Raw genomic sequence first — 23,123 nt, 5'->3', positions numbered from 1 at the left:
CGGTGGAGATAAAACCGTTTCGGTTCCGGTTTGTTGGCTGCGGTCGTCGCTGCACGCAATCGCACGAGTTGCATAATCCCGATCACTAACGGGTGGATCTCTCACTCAGAGTTGCATTACGAGGAGTGTCATGTCATCGTGCTGCGGCGCGCCGTCAGCAAAGGTGTCGGCCGCATGAAACAAGCGCTGCAGGAGCTCCTCGGCGTTCAGGTGCGTGTGCGCTTGCGCCTCCGCGATCATTCGGTCTTCTCCCCACTCGTCTTCTGAGGCGTTCATGGCTTCGCTGATGCCGTCCGTAAAGGCCAGCAGAATATCGCCGGGGAGCAGCTGAAGCGTCTGCTCCCTGTAGACCGCGCCGGCAAGTAGCCCGACGACTGGGCCGCCGTCTGCCAGGCGAAATACCCGCCAGGCGCCGTCTTGCTTGCGCAGCACCGCGGGAGGATTGTGTCCCCCATTGACGTAGTGCAACATGCGCGAGGCGCATGCCAGTTCGGCGTAGAAGAATGTGGCATAGCGGTTAGATTCGGACGCGTTATAGAGGAGGCTGTTGACATTGGCCATCTTGGTGCCCAGATCGCCGGTGCCGCTCAGCACCTGACCGCGCAGGCTGGCGTGAAGGCTGGCCATCAACAGGGCGGCAGACAATCCCTTGCCGCTGATGTCGCCGATCGCGATGCCTAGGCGGTCGCAGGCGCGTGCCATAGCTCTGCCGGGGGAAGAGACGTTTTCGCCTGGCGCATGCGCTGTTTCGGCCCCCGAACCATCAAGGATATCGATGAGGTCATAGTAGTCGCCGCCGACGGCCTGGGCGGGCCTGCAGTGCGCCGCCATTTCTACGCCCCGAACTTTGGGAAGTGTCTGGGGGAATAAGCGCTCCTGCACCTCGCGGGCAATCTCGAATTCGCGTTCCAGCTTGGCGCGCGACACGGCCTCCTCGGCCAGCGTGGGAATCAACTTGTAAACGTTGGCGAGGAGGATTGGTTGATACCCCAATCGCATCGCACACTCAATTAGCCGGTGCAGAACTGCTTTGACGTTCTGCTTCGTCTTCTTCGAGCATGGGCGCGAAGGCTTTGTCTTCGTTGGCATCGTTTGAAGATCACTTAGCCAAGTCTCAATCGCAATTGGGTTCTTTAGCATCTTGGCAAGAGGTTCGTTACTCCACTTCGCCTCTAAATGCTTCAGCATGGATTTGTATGACGATGCGGTGTGTGGTTGGAAAGACGGCATCTCTTCAGCCTTATAGCGGGCTACAAGCTGGCCGAAGGTGATGACCTCGTGCGGATCGTCGTTCATGTTAGGCACGAGGTCTGCGGCCTTGCGTTGGGCAAGCTCCCTTGTAGGCACCTCGCGATCCGTGCCTAGCCTGAGAGCCTTGCGCTTCCCATCTTTGTAGTACCTAGCTATCCAGGTGAAACCCTTCGCATCTTGACGCTTGATGACTGTACAGTGGCTCATTGACAGAGACTCCCTTCCTGCTTGATGAGAGTTATAGGCGAAGATGTGGCGCATATGCGTTACGAGCCGTTCACCGAAAACCGATGTGTCGGCCAGAGTACAGAAACGCCTTGCTCTGTCGTATAGACAACATAATAAATTTCTCGAATCGATATGCAAGCTCAAGCACAATTCGCACTGAGGCAGAATCCCGATGGATCGCTCGACTCAATCTGTCTGAGTTGCGATGCGACTGCGGCGACCGCAACGACAGACGAAGCTCTGCGCGAACTTGAGAAGAAGCACGTCTGCTATGACTGGAATACGCCAGAGCGACTAGCGGAACGCATGAAGTTCTCCGCTTGACTTTGCTCAAATCCCGCTCGAACATGCGCTAATCGCAGAGTAAGCGTAGCGACCGACAAATCTCAGCAGTCGGCCTACTATGCTCGGATGAAAGCCGACAGCAGCGTACTTCGCATAGAGCAGGCGGATAGGCTGAACGACGGTGTAATCATCACGTTCAGTGATGGCAAATGCGCCGTCTACGATGCGGCTCTTCTGTACGCTAGTTTGTCGCAGGCGCAACTTATCGAGAGTGATGATGTGACGGCAATCGCGCGACCTGAAACTGTGGATCATACAGGTCGTTGATCCATTACCCGCGAGCCGGAAACCGTACGCTCGCAGGGGTCGTGTCAACACGGTGCCTTGATCCAATCGAGCGCAAAGAGGCGGAACAGACATGATCCTGTTCTTCTCTTTCCAGACCGGCTTCCAGTGGCAGTGATGAGATCGTCGAGAAGCACGCGTGACAGATCGAATCGTAAGAGCCGTCGTGTTGCCGCCTGTGCATGAACGTACATGAAGTTTGATTCGTCATTCGGCACCGCCGTAAAGCTGTGAGCCTAACGGGATCGTCGACCTGGAGTCTGTGCTCATTTGCTCACAGGGGCATACATGAAGTGGCTGACTGTCCTCCATCACCTAAACGTGTGGTGGAGGCGGTGGGGGCATGGGATCTGGCGGAGGAGGGGGCGGCGGCGGCGGACTGTCCCTATGATGACGATGATGAGGTGGAGGCGGCGGTGGAGGAGGCGGTGGCCCTTGCTGCGCTCGCGCCCGAACGGGCATAAGTGTCGCGATGCTCAGTGCGGCCACCGCCGCGAACAAAAAAACCACGAACTTACGAGCAGTTCTATTCGAACCAGAGTCAATCACTTGAACTCTCCTCATCTGACCTAAAGTTTTTAACTTGCTTCTCGCTGTATTGTTCCGTTTGCTTTGTTTCGACTAGATCATGCACAGTGCAATACAACGTGTGTGCTGACCATATCCCGCATGAGAGTAGGTCTGCTGTTTCTTTTAGCTCACTCCCAGAGTTGAGACGAGAGCACCAGATGTTCGTTCACTCCCTGGCCGCAAACCCCACGTGAGCGAAAGAGCACATCGGCGCTGCTCCAAGACGTACATACTAGACTTCCCGAAATATCGGGAAGGATGGGAAATGAACCAAGTTGAAGAATCCCCCAAAGCAACATTGGTTCTGGATGACCGGCCAAGTTCCTACCCGTCGAGTTGGAACGTCGTCTTTGCGCCAGCCGCCCCACTGCCCGCTGATTACGTCTTCGGACGTCAAACCACAATTCTCAAGCAGGGATCGGTCTTCCCGCCGGCGGCCATGCCCCTGCCCTGCGACATCCGCTGGGACCGCGATGTACCGGTCAAGTTACGCGACGGCGTTATTATCTACACGGACATCCTGCGTCCCGTTGGCGACGGCGAGGTGCCTGCGATCGTTGCCTGGAGCCCTTACGGCAAGACCATTCCGCAGGAGGACGTACAGTCTGGCGTAGACCCCAAAGAAGTGACGGGGCTGACGAAGAGTGAAGGCCCCGATGCCGGCTTCTGGGTCTCGCATGGCTATGCAGTAGTCAATCCCGATGCTCGCGGCGCTGGCAAGTCGGAGGGGGACATCTATGCCTGGGGCAGCGTCGATGGCCAGGATGGCCACGATGTTATTGAATGGATCGCGAAACAGTCGTGGAGCACCGGCAAGGTCGCTCTGCATGGGACTTCGTGGTTGGCCATAGCGCAATGGTTCATCGCAGAGACAAGCCCTCCTCATCTGTCCGCAATAGCGCCTTGGAACGGCATGAGCGATGTGTACCGGCAGAATGCGATGTTTGGCGGCATCCCAAATATGGGCTTCGACGCTCAAGTCTTCGCCCACCTTGCCGGTCCGGCCCGCGTGGAGCGAATGGACAGGATGGCAGCATCCCACCCGCTGATGGATGCCTATTGGCAAGATAAGGCGGCCAAGCTTGAGTCGATCACCGTTCCAGCCTACGTCGTCACCGACGTGGTAACCGACCTCCATCGAATGGGTACATTCGAAGGTTATCGACGCCTCGGATCAAAGGACAAATGGCTGCGAGTCGACAACCGGCAGGAGTGGACGGATCAGTACGATCCTGTGAACGAAGCGGACCTGCTCAAATTCTTCGACTACTTCCTGCGCGGCACCGACAACGGTTGGCAAAACACTCCTAAGGTTCGGATGGCCGTTCTCGACCCTGGCGGTGAAGATGGGCTAAATGTGCCCTATACGAGCTGGCCGCTGGAGCAGACGCAGTACGAGCGCCTTTACCTGAGTGCCGATCAGCATCTCCAATCAACACCGGTTGCCAAAGCCAATCAGGCGAGCTACTCCGCCATCACCGGACAGACCGTATTTACGTATCGCTTCCCAACAGACACCCAGCTAACGGGATATCTCAAGGCCCACCTCTGGGTAGAGGCAAAGGATGCTAACGAAGCGGACATCTTTGTGCTGGTGGAGAAGCTGGACAAGGACGGCAATCTTTTGGTGCCGGACGAGGTGAGCGCGCGCCAGTACATTCCCATTCCGCCTGCCGGTACTCATGGTCGCATAAGGGTCTCCTTGAGAAAACTCGATCCCGAGTTGTCCACAGCTTTCCTGCCGATCCAATCCTTCGACCAACCCCAGATGCTACATCCCGGCGAGATCGTTCCTATTGACATCGCGATCATGCCCGTTTCGGAGGTCTTCCATGCTGGCCAGCAATTGCGCCTGAAAATCGCGGGGCATGAGTTCCTCGCGCCGCCAGCCACAGAAGCTAATACGGGCGTGCTGTCGTTCATGGGTCCGATGCCGCCGCTGCCGACCAAAAACGCCGGTGTCCATATCATCCACGGAGGAGGCGATCACCAGTCCTTCCTGCAAATCCCAGTTATTCCTTTAGCTCAATAGATACGGCATTGGGATCGGTGCATGCAACAGTTGCCGGCTCTTCGTCTAGTTCTTCATCCGTCGCCTACTGCTGAGCTACATTGACCAGACCCAATCGCCCAAGCAATGGGACTCTTAAGCTGCGGCTCTATCGCTTGACCGCGAAGGGGCCCGATGCGAAGCGTCAAATGTCGAACCTGTCAGCTAATTACGGCGACTCTTTATCTCTTACTGATCGCCGGATGTCGCAAGGCTGCGCCACCCGCAACGCCTCCCTTAGCGGTCGATACGATAGCCGCAAGCGTTCAAACTGTGCCGGTGATCGGCAGTTGGGTGGCCACACTCGACGGTATGGTCAATGCCGACATCCAGCCCCAGGTGGGGGGCTATGTCATTCGCCAAGACTACAAAGAAGGCACCGTTGTCCGAAAAGGACAAGTGCTCTTTGAGATCGATCCACGTCCCTGGCAGGCTACTCAAGATCAGGCAAGCGGGTCGCTGGCTCAAGCGAAAGCGCAGTACAAGCTGGCGACTATCAACGTCCTTCGCGATACGCCTCTAGTGCAGGCGCAAGCCTACGCGCAGAGTTCCCTCGATACAGAACTTGGAACGCAGGAAGCTGATAAAGCCTCGGTAGAGAGTGCTGAGGCAACGCTGGAGTCTGCGAAGCTCAATGTGGGATTCACGAAAGTCAGGTCGCTCATTGATGGCGTAGCCGGTCAAGCCGCAATCCAGGTCGGCAATCTGGTATCCACGACTTCTCAGTTGGTAGAGGTCTCACAGCTCAATCCAATCAAGGTTTATTTCTTCATCAGCGAGCAGGAGTATATGTCGCTCTCAGCCCGCGCCCGTGGCATGGGAAAGACTGACCTCCTAAGCACAAGCGACACACTTCCACTGACATTGACTCTGGCAGACAACCAAACGTACTCGAAGACGGGTCACGTCATCTCCGTTGACCGTGCAGTGACCACGCAGACTGGGAGCATTCGTATTGCTGCAAGTTTTGCCAATCCTGGCAATGTGCTCCGGCCAAGTCAATTCGGGACGGTTTCGGCTCAAACGAACGTGCTGAAAGATGCCGTCATCATTCCGCAGCGGGCCGTGAACGAATTGCAAGGGTTGTACCAGGTCGTAGTGGTGGGAGCGGACAACATCGCCCATCTGCGGACCGTCACACTCGGCCCTTCGATTGGGACAGACTCGGTCATCTTGACGGGTTTACGGGGTGGAGATCAGGTTGTCACAGAGGGTGTGGACAAGATTAAAGAAGGCACGAAGGTGGCACCGCATCTTGCCGCTTCATCGGCTCCTCCCGCAGCGCAACCACATGCCCAGAAGCCTGAGGGGAAGTAACCATGTCCAAGTTTTTTATCGGACGGCCCATCGTTGCCATTGTTATCGCTGTCCTGATGCTGATTGGCGGCATTGTCTCTATTTTGAGCCTGCCGACGGCTCAGTTTCCCGATATTGTCCCGCCAGAAATTGTCGTCAAGGCTACCTATCCCGGGGCGGATGCTAAGACTCTGGAGCAGTCCGTCATCACGCCGATTGAGCAGCAAGTGAACGGCGTGGACAACATGAACTATATGTACTCCACGAGTGCAAGTAATGGCTCGGCACAGCTAACGGTCGACTTTGATGTGAAGACCAAGCCGGATGACGACCAGATTCTGACCCAACTACGCGTCTCGCAGGCACAAAGTCAGTTACCGTCCGAGGTTCAACTTGGCGGCGTCACTGTCCAGAAGTCGCTTTCGTCGCCGTTCATGCTGCTTTCCGTCGCTTCGCCAAAATCCACCTACGACTCCACGTTTCTGGCGAACTACGCTTATATCAACATGGTGGACCAACTCGGCCGAGTCAAAGGCGTCGCTCAGGTGCAGGTCTTTGGCGCTGGTCAGTACGCACTGCGAATCTGGCTCAAGCCGGATCAGATGGCGAAGCTCGGGATCACGGTGACACAGATAACCAATGCCCTGTCGGTGCAAAATAACGTCAACCCGGCGGGCCAGATTAATGGTGAGCCTGTCCCCGGAAATCAGGATTTTACTTATAACGTGTTGTCGCAAAGCCGTCTGGTCAGCGTCGAGGAGTTTGGCGACATCATTCTGGTCTCGAACACAACCGGTTCGGTGCTTCATTTGAGGGACGTTGCGCGCATTGAGTTGGGTTCGCAGACCTACAATCTTTCTGGTCGTTTCAATGGCAAGCCTTCAGCCGTCATGGCCATTTATCAGCTTCCGGGATCGAATGCGGTGCAATGCGCGAAGGATGTTCGTGCGGCGCTTGCACTGCTCTCGACGCAGTTTCCTGCGGACATGGAAGCCAATGTAGCATTGGACACGACTGCGGCTGTCAACGCCGGCATTCACGATATTCTGACGACTCTGGTGATCGCACTGGTGCTTGTGATCCTTGTGGTCTACATCTTTCTCCAAAGCTGGCGCGCAACTTTAATCCCGCTGCTGGCTGTTCCGGTTGCACTCATCGCTACGTTTATGGTGTTCCCCGTGTTGGGGTTCTCCATCAATACGCTCTCTTTGCTGGGTTTGGTTCTGGCGATTGGGCTTGTTGTGGATGACGCCATTATTGTCGTGGAGGTGGTTACTCGGCTGATTGAAGAGGGCATGACGCCACGCGACGCTGCCATCAAGGGCATGGAGGAGGTTTCCAGCCCCGTCATCGCAATCGCACTGATCTTGTCTGCGGTGTTTGTGCCGACAGCGTTCATTCCGGGGATCACCGGTCGCCTGTATCAGCAGTTTTCAATCACGATCGCGATTTCGGTCATCTTCTCGGCCTTCAACGCGCTTACGCTTAGCCCTGCCTTGTGTGCGATGCTGCTGAAGCCAAAGTCTGAGAGCAAGAAAAAGTCGCTTCGGACGCGTTTCTTTGACAGCTTCAATCGTGTCTTTGGGCGCGTGACGGACAAATACATCAGTACATCTGGCTGGCTGGTGAGGAAGTCTGGAGTTGCTTTCGTAGTGCTGCTCTGCATCTCCGCATTGGCGCTTTATCTTGGCATCCGGCTACCCGGAGGATTCTTGCCGACAGAAGATCAGGGTTATGTCTTTGTTGGGCTTTCGCTTCCGCAAAGCTCCTCGTTGAAGCGGACGTCAGACGCCGCAAAGGATGTCGAGACGGCACTGATGAAGGTTCCCGGTGTCGATAGCGTCACTTCGGTCATCGGTTTCAGTCTGTTGAGCGGTACGCAGAGCACCTATAACGCCTTCTTCTTCGTCAGCCTGAAGGACTGGAGCAAACGCGAGTCGCACGATGAGCAATTCGCCGCCGTACAGAGCAATCTTACGCATACTCTTGGAGGAATCAAGCAAGGGATTGCGTTCTCGTTTCCCCCGCCGGCCATTCCAGGCGTGGGGAGTTCGGGTGGTGTCACGATGGTGCTTGAAGACAGGACCGGGAAGAACGACGCCGCCTTCCTGACACAGAATGTGGACAAATTTCTGGCGGCGGCGGGCAAACGTTCAGAGATTGCGGCTGTGATCCCGACCTACTACCCAAGCGTTCCACAGATTCACGTCGAGGTGAACAAGGAGAAAGTATCGCAGCAACAGGTGGCCTTGAGCGATGTCTACACTACGCTTGGCGCGTTTCTGGGTGGAGACCTGGTGAATTACTTTAACCGCTTCGGGCGACAATGGCAGACTTACGTCGAAGCGGACGGAATATATCGACAGGACATCAAGAACATCGATCAGCTTTACGTTCAGTCCGCCAACGGTAGTCGTGTTCCACTGAGTGCGCTGGTCACCGTAAAACGCGTCACGGGGCCGGAGTTTACGACCCGCTTTAATGAATACGAGTCCGCCACGTTGACGATCAACGGCGCGCCCGGCTTCAGCTCAGGCCAGGTGATGACCGCACTCGAACAAGTGTTTAGGCAATCCATGCCGCAGGGTATGGGCTATGACTATGAGGGTCTGAGCTATCAGGAGCATCAAGCAGACCTGGGAACGCCAGCGTGGGTGGTCTATGCCATCTCGGTCTTCCTGTGCTTCCTGATACTGGCTGCTCAGTATGAGAGCTGGTCGCTGCCGTTCGGTGTTCTGCTCAGCACGCCAGTGGCTATCTTTGGAGGCTACCTCGCGCTAACCCTCCGGCATCTGGAGAACGACGTTTATGCCCAGATTGGCCTCGTGATGCTTATTGGGCTCGCCGCCAAGAACGCCATCTTGATCGTGGAGTTTGCAAAAGGAAAGTATGAAGAAGGTGAGAGCATCTATGACGCAACCCTCGCGGGTGCCAAGCTGCGCTTTCGCCCCATCCTCATGACGGCATTTGCGTTTATCTTCGGCTGCGTGCCGCTCTGGTTTGCGAGTGGGGCAGGAGGTGTTTCGCGTGAAATTCTGGGAACAATCGTCATCGGCGGGATGACTGCGGCGACACTGATCGCTGTCCTACTCGTTCCGGTCACATACTCCTTCTCAGAACGGATCTCACAGCGATTCGGCCCAACCCAGAGTGCGAGTCTCGATGAGAAGCACTCTCCTGCCGAACCCCCGCCCGTTGTGCCACCCACTGGCAATCCACCCGCAGCCGCTCCTTTGCCGGAGGCCGCATGAAACGGATTGCGCTTTCCCTTGCAGGCCTTGGCGCCATCGTTTTGGTCGTGGGGTGCAGGATGGGCCCGAATTACAAGCGCCCTGTCATTGCGAACAGTCCTGCCTCATTCCGTGGAATCACGGCCCCGGATATTCAGCAGGCACCGGGGGCTACGCCTCTGGGCGCACAGAAATGGAATACAGTCTTCACCGACCCCGTACTTCAGGAACTCATCGCCGAAGCGATCAAGAACAATTACGACGTGAAGATCGCGGCTGACCGTGTGCTTGAGCAGCAAGCTCAGTTAGGCATAACGAGAGCTGCGCAATTCCCGACGCTCAGCCTTGGGGGGACGTTCACCGCGAGCGGCGGGAACAACACGAGCGGCAGCAGCAGCACGACCAATAGCGGCACCAGCAGCAGTTCGACAACGGGCAACCATCAGTATGGAGGGATCACCGCCTCGGCGGCATGGAACCTCGACTTCTGGGGTTTGTACCGGCGACAGACAGAGGCCCAACGCGCCTACCTCCGGGCCACTGTATGGGCTCAACAAGCGACCTACAGCACTCTCGTAGAGGATGTGGCAACCGACTACTACGAACTGCGTACCCTGGATGCCGCGCTTGAAGTGACAAAGCAAACACGGGAAGCACGCCAGCGCACTCTTGACCTGACAAAGACGCTGCAACGAGGCGGGAACGATACCCTCGCCGATGTAAAGCAAGCGGAGGAATTGCTCTACGCAGCCGAGGCTAACATTCCCGACTACGAACGTCAGATTGAACAGCAGGAGAACCAGTTGGCACTCCTGCTCGGTCGCAATCCAGGAGCGGTAAAACGCGGCTGGGCCATCGCCGACACACCGCATCCGGTAGCTGTTCCCGTCGGATTGCCGTCAGAACTGCTGGAACGAAGACCGGATATTCGTCGCGCCGAGGAACTACTCGTACAGGCCAATGCGAATATCGGCGCCGCGAAAGCTCAGTTGTTCCCACAATTTTCACTCTCTGGAGAAGGCGGCACATCCAGCAGTCAGCTCAAAGCTCTCTTGGATTCGAAGAACTTTTACTATGAGGCCTACGGCAGCGTCAGCCAGCAGATCTTCGACGGCGGCAAGCTGCGAAATAATCTCCGCTACTATAGAGCGCAAGATCAGGAGTACATCGACACATATCAGCAAACCATCGCCGGCGCGCTTCGCGATGTCTCCAATGCCTTGATCGCCTATACCAAGACGAGGGAATATCGGGAAAAGCAGGAAGCCCAAGTCGCATCCGCAACCGTGGCGGTTCGACTTGCAGACGTACTTTACAGGGGTGGATCGACAAGCTACCTACAGGTACTTACCAGCGAACAGACACTCTACAGCGCGCAACTCTCGTTAGCTACAGCTCAGCAACAAGAAGCTCTCTCATTGGTGACGCTCTATAACGTCTTGGGCGGAGGGTGGTGAAATATCGCATCATTTCCCAGTTTACGAAAGCCGAGAACGAAAGAACCGAATTCGGAACACGGACATCTTGAGTAAGAGATGACTGGTCTATGAACAGCGCGACGCAACTGACATACCTAGCTATCGGGTTGGCAGTCTTTGGCCAACAGCTATGCCTTCCGCTCCCATCCATGTTGCTCTTGATGACTGCGGGCGCTTTGGCTGGTCGTGGCGGAGGGCATCTCACAATTCCACTCGTTCTCTTGACGAGTGTAGTCGCGTGCGTTGCCGCAGATAGCGTCTGGTTCTGGTTAGGAAGACGCTGGGGTAGCAGCGTAATCCGTTTGATTTGTAGCCTGACTTCCAATCCACAGGGCAGCCGTGAACGCTCAAGGCAAATATTTGATCGGTGGGGGTTGCGATTGCTGCTGGTGGCAAAGTTCGTTCCCGTGTTGGACGGCGTATCACCTCCACTGGCTGGTGCTCAGGGTGCGACAGTGCTGGGTTTCCTCGCATACGACTCCGTTGGGTCGCTCCTCTGGAGCGCGGCTTACGTCCTGGCTGGCTTTCTCTTTTCCAGTCAACTTGATCGCGTCATCCGCCTGCTTGATCGCTTCGGTACGGGACTAATCGTGCTGGTAGCCGTCCCTATGCTGCTGTGGACCGCATGGAGACTCTTTATGATCGTCACGATGATTCGTCACTTGCGGCTTCACCGCATCAGCCCAGCGATGCTACAGCGCAAGATCGACGACGGCGAAAGGATTGGGGTTGTCGATCTGTTGCGATATGAGGCCATGGACCAAGAGCTTGAGGGCATCCCGGGTTCGGTTCGGACGGACCCGGACCAGCTGAGGAAGGCCCATCACGTCGTTGTCCCCGAGGGGGTGAGCATGGTGCTCTATTGCTCCTCTAAAAACGAGTTTACCAGTGCGCGCGTTGCGGCGGCCATGAAGAAACTGGGGGTATCCAACGTGTGGATTCTGGAAGGCGGGCTCGATGCATGGGTTGCAGAGGGGCGACCGACCACAACCAATTTCAGCACTCGGGAAGAGTTGGCCGAGCGGCTTGGGGTCGTCATACTACCTCCGCGCCAAAAGCGGCGTTATGGAGGCTTCTGGTAGAAGTGTCAGGACAGCGAAGTTGATGTCGGCAGTTCAGCGGAGCCGGTTTCAATCCTTCGCGCCATATCCGTGCAGAAAGCAATCCATCGCTTCTTTCACCCTCTGCTTGATCTCGCCTGTCGTTGGCTTAGGCGCAAAGGGCACGTTCGCTTCCATCGTCATCTCCGCCGCGACGAGATCGAAGAATTGCCGCGCGGCTACGGTTGAGTTCATCTGGCGCAGCCTTCCCTTGCTGACTTGATCTTCAAGATAGTGTGCAAGCGCGGAGTTAACGCGTGCTGGCCCTCGGGCGTGGAGGGATTTTTGCAGTTCAGGAAACCGCACACTCTCCATCATCATCACCCGACGAAAGGCCATCGCTTCTGGCGCGAGCAATCGTTCTAAGACGACTTGACCGAATTTCGCTAAGGCTATTTCCGGCGGAGCTTGGGATAAAAGCACCGAACCAAACTCGGTTGCGATCTGTTCTGCTCGGCGATGCAGCGCCGCCTGAAAGAGTTCTTCCTTCGTTGGAAAGTGGCGATAAAAGGTCTCCTTCGAAGCATGAGCGTGTTTGGCGATCTCCCCCATGCTCGTTGCTTCGAAGCCCTTTTCCATAAAGAACTGAGTTGCAGCTTCCAGCAATCGGTCGATCAGGCGGTCCGTGCGTATTTGAGATTTCGACCGCTCGACAGGCTCTCTCGCTATAGCTTTCTTTGGCATCAGACTTTAAGTCACCTTTCTCTGAAACCTTCTTCCATTCATAGAGTCTACTCTACAGGCGAAACGAACGGTACGGTACGCTCTATGGACTGGGACCTCGCGCCGGGAGACCCTCTCAAATGGATGATCCGCAACGTATGCCGAATGCCACGCCACCAACAGCTACCATGCCAAGCGAAATCGCCGAGAACAGCCCGCGCCCAAAATCGCGCCGATGGCGATGGATCATCGCCATTCTGGTTGTCGCGGCTATTGCTTTAGCTGTCGTCAATGGAAGTCGCAAAAGTCAGGCAGATAAGGCCGCTCAAGTGGAACCCCCGCAAATTACCACGATCAAGGTAGCCACAGCCCACCTTGGGTCGATTGGCTACTACGTCGAAGCGCTAGGTACTGTCACACCGCAGGCGACAGTGAACCTTTACAGCCAGGTCAACGGTCGCGTTGTGGCCGTTCATTATGTAGAAGGTCAGATGGTGCATCGTGGCGACGCCCTGATCGACATCGATCCACGCCCCTACGAAGCCCAGTTGAAGCAAACCCAGGGAACGCTCCAGCATGACCGTGGGGTACTGGCACAAGCTGTAATGGATCTTGCGCGCTATAAGGATGCCTCCAGCCAACAGGCCATCATCCGGCAAACCTATGAGGATCAAGAGCAGGCTGTTGAACAGTACAAAGGGACGGTGCAGAACGATATCGGTCAAGTGGAATACGCAGAATCTCAGCTCAGTTACTGCCATCTGACCTCACCCATCAGCGGTCGTGTTGGCCTTCGGCTCATCGACCCAGGCAACACCGTCTTCTCCGGCAGCTCCAACTCCATTGTTGTCATCACCCAATTGCAGCCGATCACAATCGTCTTCAATGTGGCCGAGGATAACCTCGATCAAGTCCGGAGTGAAATCCTTCACCGTTCGTCCCTGCCGGTTGATGCCTTTGATCGGACGCGACAGACGAAGATTGCGACCGGCAAGCTGCTAACTCTCGACAACGAGATCGACTCATCTACAGGAACAGTGAGGTTCCGAGGTCAATTCGAAAATAGCGACCTCAAGCTGTATCCCAATCAGTTCGTCAATGCCCGCCTGCTCGTGAGGACGCTACAGAACGCCACTCTGATTCCGTCTGCAGCGGTGCAGCGCAATGGAACGAAGGCGTTCGTCTACGTCGTCTCTGGGGACACTGTCAAGATGCGGACCATTACGGAGTTGACGTCCGAGGCCGATCAGGCAGCGGTGGTCGGCTTGAATCCAGGCGAGGTCGTATCCCTTACTGGCTTTGACAAGTTGCAGGAAGGCTCAAAGATCACGATTCAGTCGAATCATAACACTGGCGCGCAATCCTCCATTCGGCAGGCAAACAAGAACCAGGCTGAGAGCCTTCTTTGAGCCCATCCCGTATCTTCATACTCAAGCCGATCGCCACCATACTCCTCATGGCGGCAATTCTGATCCTCGGCCTTATTGCGTACACCGAGCTTCCCATCTCTGCGCTTCCGGAAGCGGACTACCCAACCATTCAGGTGCTGACGTTCTATCCCGGTGCCAGCCCACAGGTGATGAGTTCAGCAGTGACCGCGCCGCTGGAACGTCAGTTCGGGCAGGTTGCGGGCCTGACGCAGATGACTTCGACGAGCTCGGATGGCAGCTCGGTCATTGTTCTACAGTTCTCGCTGAACCTCAATATCGACGTGGCCGAACAAGAGGTACAGGCTGCGATTAACGCGGCGAATGGATACCTGCCGACCGACCTGCCCGTGCCCCCGGTGTATAGCAAGTCCAATCCGGCGGATGCTCCTATCTTGACGCTGGCACTGACCTCCGACAGCATTCCTCTCTCGCAGGTGGAAGATCTGGTTGACTCGCGACTCGCGCCGAAGATCTCGCAGTTGAACGGTGTGGGTCTCGTAACCATCAGCGGAGGGCAGAAACCAGCAGTTCGCATTCAAGCGAACCCTGTTGCTCTTTCGTCCTATGGAATCGATATGGAGGACCTGCGTACTGCGCTGACAAACACGACGGTCAACTCGGCCAAGGGTAGCTTTGACGGGCCTGCCCAGAACTTCCAGATCAATGCCAACGACCAACTCCTTTCGAGTGCCGGGTATCGAGATGTATTGGTCGCTTACAAGAATGGCAATCCTGTGATGCTGAGCGATGTCGCCAGGATCACGGATGGCATCGAGAACAATAAGCTCGCTGCCTGGAAGAACCGAACGCCAGCAGTCATCGTAAATATCCAGCGCCAGCCAGGGGCCAATACGATTGAGGTCGTCGACTCAATCGAGAAACTTCTTCCCAAGCTGAAGAGCGGCTTGCCTGCTTCGGTGAAGCTCGAAGTCCTGACTGATCGCAGTAACACGATCCGCGCATCCGTGAAGGACGTTGAGTTCGAGTTGGCTCTCACCATTGGCCTCGTCATCCTCGTGATCTTCGTCTTTCTGAGAAGCTTCACCGCGACTATCATTCCCACGGTAGCGGTGCCACTATCGCTCATCGGTAGCTTCAGCGTCATGCACTTGCTGGGATACAGCCTCAACAATCTAACCCTCATGGCATTCACGATCTCGACTGGCTTTGTCGTCGATGATGCAATCGTGATGATTGAGAACATCTCACGCTATTTAGAAGAAGGGATGAATCCGCTGGAAGCCGCCCTCAAGGGGGCCGAACAGATCGGATTCACGATCATCTCGCTCACCGTATCTTTGATTGCGGTGCTCATTCCGCTTCTGTTTATGGGCGACATCGTGGGCCGTCTGTTCCGCGAGTTCGCGGTCACCCTCAGCATCACCATCCTGATCTCCGCAGTCGTATCGCTCACGCTTACCCCGATGATGAGTTCACGGCTGCTGCGCCATACTCCCGACTCCGAGCAAAACCGCTTCTATCGCTGGACAGAGGATCTCTTCAAGCGCATTATTGCCGCCTATGGAAGAAGCCTCAAGTGGGTTCTCCAATACGAGACCGCCACGTTGCTTGTTGCCGCCTCTCTTTTGCTGCTCACGGTCTTTCAATACATTGAAATCCCTAAGGGCTTCTTCCCAACGCAGGATACGGGGATTATCCAGGGCATTACGCAGGCTCCTGAATCGATCTCCTTTCCAGCGATGTCGCACAAGCAGCAGCAGCTCAGCGATGTCATTCTCAAGGACCCCGCCGTCGCCAGTCTGTCCTCGTTCATAGGTGCCGATGGCACGAATAGCACTCTGAACAGTGGGCGCATTCAGATCAATCTCAAGCCCCTTGCGGAACGCCACATCACGGCTTCGGAAGTGATCGCACGCCTTCAGAAGCATGTCGATCAAGTTCCCGGCATACACCTCTATCTCCAGCCGGTGCAGGACCTGACGGTGGATGATCGCGTCAGCCGCACCCAGTATCAGTACACCCTCGAAGACCCCGACAGCTCAGAGCTGAACGTGTGGACGGCGAAGATGGTAGCTGAAATTAGCAGGCTACCTCAGGTCAGGGATGTTGTCACCGACCAACAGAACAACGGCGTCAGCATGAATCTTGTCATAGACAGGGCTACAGCTTCGCGCCTGAATATCACGCCGGATCAGATCGACTCGACACTCTATGATGCGTTTGGGCAGCGGCAGATCAGCACTCTTTACACACAGTCAAATCAGTACCACGTCATCCTTGAGGCGTTACCCACCTTCCAGACAAGTCCAAACAGCCTTAGCGGCATCTATTTTCAGGGAAGCAACACTTCGAGCTCCGGCTCGTCATCGCAGAGTACCTCGGGTCGCACATCGGCCGCATCCAGCGGAACAGTCAGTACACTCAGCGCGTCTACTAGCACTGGTCTGTCTGCTTCCACTCCCAACTCGGTGCTGGCATCTTCTACCCAGAGTTCCTCCAGTACGCAAAGCGGAAGCAGCGGGTCTTCCAGTTCCTCCACTGCGTCGCCCACGCAAGCCACCCCGGTTCCACTCTCCGCCATCAGCAGCTTCACTACGGGCGCATCGCCACTGACGATCAGCCACCAAGGTCAGTTCCCCGTGGTCACGATCTCGTTCAACGTCGCACCCGGATACTCGTTGAGCCAAGCCGTTGCTGCGGTTAGCAAAACCAAAGAGGGGCTCAGTATGCCCACCAGTATCGACGGCAGCTTTCAAGGTACAGCCGCCGCGTACACAACCATTGGGCGCAACGAGGTCTTTCTCATCCTTGCCGCTCTCATGGCGGTATACATCGTGCTCGGCATCTTGTATGAGAGCTTCATCCACCCCATCACCATTCTCTCCACGTTGCCTTCGGCGGGCGTGGGCGCGCTGCTCGCATTGCGACTCTTTCATCAGGACCTCGATGTCATCGCTATCATCGGCATCATCCTTCTGATTGGCATCGTCAAGAAGAACGGCATCATGATCGTGGATTTCGCACTCGACGCAGAACGCAATCACGGCATGAACGCTGAAGAGGCAATCTTCCAGGCGTCGCTGTTGCGCTTTCGGCCCATCATGATGACGACGCTGTGCGCGCTCTTCGCCGGCCTTCCGCTGGCCTTCGGAACAGGAATCGGTTCTGAGCTTCGTCGGCCTCTTGGTATCGCGATGGTGGGTGGCCTCCTCGTGAGTCAGGTTCTAACGCTCTACACGACACCCGTCATCTATGTATTCTTCGACCGGCTCGCCCAGCGTTTCGCCCGCCAACCCAGAGTCATGCTGAGCAAGCCAGCCACGGCGGAGCAGCTATGAACATCACGGCGTTCTTCATCGAGAGACCTGTAGCTACGACGCTCATGGCCGTTGCGATTCTGATTGCCGGCGGCATGGCTTTCAGCGCTCTCCCGGTAGCTTCTCTGCCTCAGTTCGACCTGGCTACAATCACAGTCGCGAGCCAGTTACCGGGAGCAAGCCCCGAGGTGATGGCGTCCTCCGTGGCGACGCCACTGGAGCGTCAGTTTGGCCGTATTGCAGGCATCACCCAGATGACCTCTTCAAGCACGCTGGGTACGACCTCCATTACGCTCCAATTTGACTACTCCCGCGATGTGGACGGTGCGGCGCGCGATGTACAGGCCGCCATCAATGCCGCGCGCACGTATCTGCCTGCCAATCTTCCAACGAACCCGACGTACCGAAAGGTCAACTCAGCTGTGTTCCCCGTGCTGGTGCTCACCATGACCTCCGATGTCCATTCGGAGGGTGAGTTGACGGACATAGCCGAATCGGTGGTCCAGCAGAAGATCTCTCAGTTGGAAGGCGTTGGGCAGGTACAAGTGGTCGGTGGTGCCCTGCCGGCTGTGCGGGTAGACATCAATCCGCAACAACTCGCCAGCTATGGGCTAGGCGCACAAGATGTGGCACAGATACTGTCAACGCAAAACTCCAACCGCCCCAAGGGACAGATTAGCAACGACTTCACTACCGCCGACATAACAGCCAACGATCAGATCTCCAAGGCAAAGGACTACGCGCCCATCGTCCTGAAGGCAAGCGACGGCAAGGTGGTCCATCTCAGCGATGTGGCGCATGTGTTCGATTCCGTACAAACGACCCGGTCTGCCGGATATGCCAATGGAAAGCAGTGCGTTGTGCTGTTGGTATTTCGGCTTCCGAATGCGAACGTGATCGATATGGTGGACCGCATCAAGAAGACCCTACCGTCAATCAACGCTTCCATCTCTGCCGGTGACAAACTTCAGGTCGCCAGCGATTCCACCACGACGATTCGTGCGTCTGTCAGCGATGTAGAGCGCACAATGATGATTTCTATCCTTCTTGTGGTGGCCGTGGTCTTCGTCTTCCTTCGCAGTCCGCAGGCGACCTTGATTCCAGCCGTGGCGGTTTCCACTTCGCTGATCGGCACCTTCGCTTTGATGTACCTGCTCGGCTACACCGTCGATAACCTCTCGCTGATGGCGCTGACCGTTTCCACGGGCTTTGTCGTGGACGATGCCATCGTGGTCATGGAGAACATCACTCGCTATATCGAAGAAGGAATGACAGCTTGGGATGCTTCCTTGAAGGGCGCGAAAGAGGTCAGCTTTACCGTGCTTTCCATGAGCCTCTCACTCATCGCCGTCTTTGTTCCCCTGCTATTTATGGGGGGGCTGATAGGTCGCATCTTCCACGAATTTTCAGTGACGATCTGCCTCTCCATTGCTGTCTCAATGTTCGTCTCGCTCACCCTGACCCCAATGATGTGCGTCTATCTCCTGAAGCCCACGGCAAGCGAACACCATGGGCATATGTATCGCCTCAGCGAGCGCGCTTTCTCTCTGATTCATAATGCATACCGGAAGTCACTGACATGGGCTCTCAAACACCCTGTTTTGGTCATCCTCAGCATCCCAGGCACACTGGCTCTCAGTGTCCTGCTGGTCGTGCTGGTGCCCAAGGGCCTCTTCCCCACGCAAGACACCGGGCTCATCTTTGGCGGCCTGCAAGGCTCGCAGGACTCTTCCTTTCCTGCCATGAGAGATTCGCTGCTGGATGTACAGCGTGTGATTGGTCAGGACCCTGCTGTCCAAACGGTCGCTGGCTTCACCGGCGGAAACCAGGGTGCAAGCAACAGTGGCTTCATCTTTCTCTCGCTCAAGCCGTTGGCTGACCGCGACGCAAGCGCAGCTGAGGTAGTGAATCGACTCAGTACCAAGCTCGCCAAACTGCCCGGTGCCTCCACCTTCCTGCAAGCGTCGCAGGAGCTCGGTGTCGGAGGACGCCAAAGCAACGCACAGTATCAGTATCAACTCTCCGGAGATACTGTCACCGATCTGGGCACTTGGGGACCGCTGCTCTACCAGGAGATGCGCAATATGCCGCAGCTTCGGGATGTAACCACCGATCAGCAAAACGGCGGCCTGCAGATGTTGTTGAACTACGACCGTCGAACCGCCGCGCGGTTCGGAATCACACCGCAGTTGATCGACAACGCACTGAATGACCAGTTCGGCGAAGCACAGGTTTCCACCATCTACAGCTCGCTGAACCAATACTACGTGGTCATGGAAGCGGCACCTCAGTTTTATCGCGACCCCAGTACGCTCAAAGCCACCTACGTCCACGCCTCCGGAAACAAGTCCGTCCCGCTGCAAGCGTTTAGCTCGACGCAAGCAGCAACCGCGCCACTCAGTGTCAACCACTCATCCTTCTTTCCCTCGGTGACGATCGCCTTCAACCTTGCACCGGGTGTCTCTCTGGGACAAGCAACTACGGCAATCAACCAGATGCAGCAACGCATCGGCACGCCACCAACGGTACGTGGCGAGTTTGCCGGAACGGCCGCAGCCTTTCTTTCTGCTCTTTCCTCTGAGCCGATGCTCATAGCCGCTGCCCTGCTGTCGATCTACATCGTCCTGGGAGTCCTCTATGAGAGTTTCATCCATCCAATCACGATCCTTACGACGCTTCCTTCAGCGGGGGTGGGAGCCATACTGGCGCTCCTGATTTTTCACAGCGAACTCGATGTCATCTCCGTGATTGGAATCTTCCTGCTCATTGGCATCGTGAAGAAGAACGCGATCCTCATGATCGACTTCGCTCTGCTGGCGGAACGAGAGCACGGCAAGAGCACCGAGGACTCCATCTTTGAGGCTGCGATGCTCCGCTTTCGTCCGATCCTGATGACGACATTCGCTGCGCTCTTTGGAGCCCTCCCCCTGGCCCTTGGAACGGGGACTGGCTCAGAGCTGCGGCGTCCACTTGGCATCGCCATCTGCGGAGGCCTCATCTTCAGCCAGGTGCTCACTCTTTACACAACACCCGTGATCTACCTGTTTTTCGATCACCTCAGCCAACGATTGAGCCGTCATCGCGGAAACTCTTTTGCTGAAGTGAACCACATCCCTGCCGCCTAGGAACATACCCATGACGAGTCAAGATAACTTCACCAAGCCGCGCACGACGCACAGAGCCAAAGAAGCTCTCAGAATCGCGCTTGTCTTTGCCAATGGTTATTGCGTTTCACTGGCCGCCGGACAAAACACATTCGAAGCAGTCATCCGATCGGGCATACAGACCTTGGAGGCGGGTTCGCATGCTCTAGGCCGGCGCTCAAGGATGATGCATGTTGCACGCCTATTCGAAACACTCCTCCGAACGCTACGTCTGCGTTTGTATGGCTGCGGAACCGTTGTACAGATGTCATTTCGCTTCGCAGTCGTGGTCGTCCTGATTGCAGGTTTCATCTCGATTCAGGGATGTCAGGTTGGCCCTCGCTATGTCGCACCGTCGATGCCGGCTCCGCCCGCTTTCAAGGAGACCCAGCCGCAACGATCCGCCGATGGAACCGTCTGGACACCTGCGACGCCGCAAGATGCTGTCCTGAGGGGCAAGTGGTGGGAGCTCTATCAGGAGCCTGAGCTGAATGCCCTCGAAGAGAAGCTGAACGTCGCCAACCAGAACATTGCGCAGTCCTTTCAGAACTTCATGGCAGCGCGAGCTCAGGTGAAGCAGGCGCGCGCTGCCTATTACCCCACCGTCACGGTCGAGCCCTCCTATACAAGAGCACGCACTTCTGGAAACGCATCCGGCCAGTCCAGCGTATCCTCCGGCACCATCAATCAGAACAGCAATAGCTTCAGTCTGCCCTTTGATGTCTCCTGGGAGCCTGATGTCTGGGGGAAGATCCGCAACAGCGTCCGCGAGTATGCGAATGCTGCACAGGCCAGCGCGGCAGACCTTGCGAACGAACGCCTGAGTGAGCAAGCCAACCTGGCCCAATACTACTTCGAGCTTCGGGGCCAGGATGCACTGATTAATCTCTACCAGCAAAGTGTCGTGGCCTATCAGAAGAACCTCGACCTCACAAAGATACGCAGCAGCACTGGCGTCGATGACGAGCAGTCGGTCGCACAGGCGAAACTGAACCTCACCAATGCCATTGCCGCCACCACAAATCTTCGCATCGCGCGTGCTCAATATGAACATGCCATCGCGCTGCTCATTGGCGAGCCAGCGTCCTCCTTTTCCATGCCGAAGCGTGCGCTCGACACCAAAGTGCCTGCCATTCCCATCGGGGTGCCCTCTCAGATTCTGCAACGGCGCCCAGACATCGCCTCGGCGGAACGGAAGATGGCCGAGGCAAACGCCCTGATCGGTGTCGAAACGGCCGCGTACTATCCCAGTTTCAACATCGGTGGCGATCTAGGCCTACAGAGCAACAAGATCGGCAGCTTGTTCACGTGGCCAAGCCGCTTTTTCTCAGTCGGCCCTTCCGCGTCGGAGACACTCTTCGACGGCGGCCTACGTCGTGGCACTTTGAACCAATACAAGGCGCAGTACAAGGCAGATGAGGCTTCCTATCGTCAGACTGTCTTGACGGCCTTCCAGCAGGTTGAAGACTACCTCGCCTCCGATCGCTGGCTGGAGCAACAGAGAGGCGAGCAGCAAGAGTCGGTCGCAGCCGCCCGACGGTATTACGATCTGGCCAGCATTCGCTATAAGACCGGCGTCGATACGTACCTCAATGTCTTTGTCGCAGAGGCGTCCTTGCTCAGCGATCAGCAAACCGCAGTGAGCCTCCATGTTCAACAGATGACAAGCAGTGTTCAGTTGATCGAGGCTCTTGGCGGCGGTTGGGATACCACACAGCTTCCAACAGAAAAGGCCGTAGCAGCCAAGCAGTAGCAGCCAAGTATCAGCGACCAAATCGAGAGTCCCTGTGTATTGCAGCGGACACAGCATAACTGTTTTTTAACCGAGGAGTGAAGCATGAAAATTACCCTATTCGCAGTCCCATTTGCAGCATTTGCCTTGTCTTTCGTTTCGTTGGAGGCCCACTCTCAGGATGGCCCAACTCCACCCTCTGCCCAGGTCAGCTCATCATCATCATTGACGCAGGACGCCGAGCCCGTGAAGTCCGTCAAGCTGGACGATCTGCCGAATGCACCTTCCTTTCTTGAGGCCCATCTTGTGGCTCAGGCCACACCACCTCAAGAACAGGAATCCCATGCTCCGCCATCCGGTTCTCTTATGGGGCCATTGGGTCCGGTGCCTCCGCTGATGACCAATAAGCGGTTGTCATTCGACGATAAGCTCACAATCTATACGCACCAGGCGTTTGGACCGCCCGCGCTGGTGTTTCCAGCCCTCGGTGCCGGACTCAGGATGATAAATCCACCAAACCACTATCCTCATGAGTGGACGGACGGCGCGGGTGCCTTTGGAAGGCTCTACGGAAGCGCGCTCGCCACCCAGACATCCACGAGAACCGCAGAATTCCTCGCAGAGGCCGTTTTGCACGATGATCCGCGGTATCAGCCAGCCGCCCCCGGCTCCAATGTAGGTGTCAGGGTCTTCCATGCCATCTCGTACACCTTCGTCGATAAGACCGACTCGGGTCATCGCACTCTCGCGTTCTCCAACTTCGCCGGTGCGGCTGCCGGAGGCTTCGTAGGGATGAGCTATCTCCCAAATGGATTCAATGACGTTACGCACGCAGAACAACGGACTCTTACAGCGTTCATGGGGCTCGGCATCTCAAACATATTCGCAGAGTTTGCGCCTCAACTAGCTCCGATCATTCACAAGCTCCACCTACCGCAAATTCTGCCCGCTTGGTGGGTGCCGGAAAAGCCGAACCACCCGTAGTCGGCATCACATCGATAGCCTCGATTGCTATGGAATCGAGACTATCGATATAAAGCGGGT

At 56.3% G+C, this 23,123-nt stretch carries 13 protein-coding genes; 11 read left to right on the top strand and 2 right to left on the bottom strand.

The genetic code is table 11. The annotated features are described in order from the left end of the window. Positions 1–105 precede the first annotated feature (105 nt). A complete protein-coding gene (locus tag BM400_RS13180) occupies positions 106–1,296 on the bottom strand; it encodes a PP2C family protein-serine/threonine phosphatase (protein ID WP_175529021.1) in 1,191 nt (396 codons plus the stop codon). 594 nt (positions 1,297–1,890) lie between these two features. On the opposite strand from BM400_RS13180, the gene BM400_RS22080 reads away from it, so the two are divergent. The 6 genes from BM400_RS22080 (at position 1,891) to BM400_RS13145 (ending at position 11,815) form a co-directional block, all read left to right on the top strand. Next, positions 1,891–2,091: a hypothetical protein gene (locus tag BM400_RS22080; protein ID WP_089839586.1), complete on the top strand. Its 201-nt coding sequence runs from the start codon at positions 1,891–1,893 to the stop codon at positions 2,089–2,091. Positions 2,092–2,944: 853 nt separating this feature from the next. Continuing rightward, positions 2,945–4,711, top strand: coding sequence for a CocE/NonD family hydrolase (locus BM400_RS13165; RefSeq protein WP_089839584.1), 1,767 nt, complete (start codon positions 2,945–2,947; stop codon positions 4,709–4,711). Between the two features lie 153 nt (positions 4,712–4,864). Continuing rightward, positions 4,865–6,046 (top strand): efflux RND transporter periplasmic adaptor subunit, encoded by a 1,182-nt coding sequence (locus tag BM400_RS13160; protein WP_089839583.1) that lies wholly within the window; start codon positions 4,865–4,867, stop codon positions 6,044–6,046. Between the two features lie 2 nt (positions 6,047–6,048). Continuing rightward, complete coding sequence (locus tag BM400_RS13155; RefSeq protein WP_089839582.1) at positions 6,049–9,276, top strand: efflux RND transporter permease subunit; 3,228 nt, start codon at positions 6,049–6,051, stop codon at positions 9,274–9,276. Beyond that, complete coding sequence (locus tag BM400_RS13150) at positions 9,273–10,712, top strand: efflux transporter outer membrane subunit (RefSeq protein ID WP_089839581.1); 1,440 nt, start codon at positions 9,273–9,275, stop codon at positions 10,710–10,712. Before BM400_RS13155 ends, BM400_RS13150 begins: the two co-directional genes overlap by 4 nt. Positions 10,713–10,801: 89 nt before the next feature. Then, complete coding sequence (locus BM400_RS13145) at positions 10,802–11,815, top strand: VTT domain-containing protein (RefSeq protein WP_089839580.1); 1,014 nt, start codon at positions 10,802–10,804, stop codon at positions 11,813–11,815. A 48-nt stretch (positions 11,816–11,863) separates the two neighbouring features. On the opposite strand, the gene BM400_RS13140 is transcribed toward BM400_RS13145, so the two are convergent. After that, entirely contained in the window at positions 11,864–12,517 is a 654-nt protein-coding gene (locus tag BM400_RS13140; RefSeq protein WP_089839579.1) for a TetR/AcrR family transcriptional regulator, read from the bottom strand. A 119-nt stretch (positions 12,518–12,636) separates the two neighbouring features. Between BM400_RS13140 and BM400_RS13135 the strand changes: the two genes are divergently transcribed. The 5 genes from BM400_RS13135 (at position 12,637) to BM400_RS13115 (ending at position 23,063) form a co-directional block, all read left to right on the top strand. Further along, positions 12,637–13,905 (top strand): efflux RND transporter periplasmic adaptor subunit, encoded by a 1,269-nt coding sequence (locus tag BM400_RS13135; RefSeq protein ID WP_089839578.1) that lies wholly within the window; start codon positions 12,637–12,639, stop codon positions 13,903–13,905. Next, complete coding sequence (locus tag BM400_RS13130; RefSeq protein WP_089839577.1) at positions 13,902–17,225, top strand: efflux RND transporter permease subunit; 3,324 nt, start codon at positions 13,902–13,904, stop codon at positions 17,223–17,225. The genes BM400_RS13135 and BM400_RS13130 overlap by 4 nt, the downstream gene beginning before the upstream one ends. Beyond that, positions 17,222–20,329 carry an efflux RND transporter permease subunit gene (locus tag BM400_RS13125; protein WP_089839576.1) on the top strand — a complete coding sequence of 1,036 codons (3,108 nt, stop codon included), beginning with the start codon at positions 17,222–17,224 and terminating at the stop codon, positions 20,327–20,329. Before BM400_RS13130 ends, BM400_RS13125 begins: the two co-directional genes overlap by 4 nt. A 10-nt stretch (positions 20,330–20,339) precedes the next feature. Next, positions 20,340–22,100 carry an efflux transporter outer membrane subunit gene (locus tag BM400_RS13120; protein WP_245781861.1) on the top strand — a complete coding sequence of 587 codons (1,761 nt, stop codon included), beginning with the start codon at positions 20,340–20,342 and terminating at the stop codon, positions 22,098–22,100. Between the two features lie 225 nt (positions 22,101–22,325). Then, positions 22,326–23,063 (top strand): hypothetical protein, encoded by a 738-nt coding sequence (locus BM400_RS13115; RefSeq protein ID WP_141223918.1) that lies wholly within the window; start codon positions 22,326–22,328, stop codon positions 23,061–23,063. The last annotated feature ends 60 nt before the right edge of the window (positions 23,064–23,123 follow it).

The sequence above is a fragment of the Granulicella pectinivorans genome (genome assembly GCF_900114625.1).
Taxonomy (GTDB): Bacteria; Acidobacteriota; Terriglobia; order Terriglobales; family Acidobacteriaceae; genus Edaphobacter; species Edaphobacter pectinivorans.
Note: the sequence above shows the minus strand (reverse complement) of the source record. Positions and strands in the feature narration are given on the sequence as shown.

Coding starts and splice junctions, on each gene's coding strand:
- BM400_RS13145 (WP_089839580.1), top strand. CDS start 10,802: ATGAACAGCGCGACGCAACTGACATACCTAGCTATCGGGTTGGCAGTC.
- BM400_RS22080 (WP_089839586.1), top strand. CDS start 1,891: ATGAAAGCCGACAGCAGCGTACTTCGCATAGAGCAGGCGGATAGGCTG.
- BM400_RS13180 (WP_175529021.1), bottom strand. CDS start 1,296: ATGAACGACGATCCGCACGAGGTCATCACCTTCGGCCAGCTTGTAGCC.
- BM400_RS13135 (WP_089839578.1), top strand. CDS start 12,637: ATGGATGATCCGCAACGTATGCCGAATGCCACGCCACCAACAGCTACC.
- BM400_RS13165 (WP_089839584.1), top strand. CDS start 2,945: ATGAACCAAGTTGAAGAATCCCCCAAAGCAACATTGGTTCTGGATGAC.
- BM400_RS13155 (WP_089839582.1), top strand. CDS start 6,049: ATGTCCAAGTTTTTTATCGGACGGCCCATCGTTGCCATTGTTATCGCT.
- BM400_RS13120 (WP_245781861.1), top strand. CDS start 20,340: ATGACGAGTCAAGATAACTTCACCAAGCCGCGCACGACGCACAGAGCC.
- BM400_RS13150 (WP_089839581.1), top strand. CDS start 9,273: ATGAAACGGATTGCGCTTTCCCTTGCAGGCCTTGGCGCCATCGTTTTG.
- BM400_RS13160 (WP_089839583.1), top strand. CDS start 4,865: ATGCGAAGCGTCAAATGTCGAACCTGTCAGCTAATTACGGCGACTCTT.
- BM400_RS13140 (WP_089839579.1), bottom strand. CDS start 12,517: ATGCCAAAGAAAGCTATAGCGAGAGAGCCTGTCGAGCGGTCGAAATCT.
- BM400_RS13125 (WP_089839576.1), top strand. CDS start 17,222: ATGAACATCACGGCGTTCTTCATCGAGAGACCTGTAGCTACGACGCTC.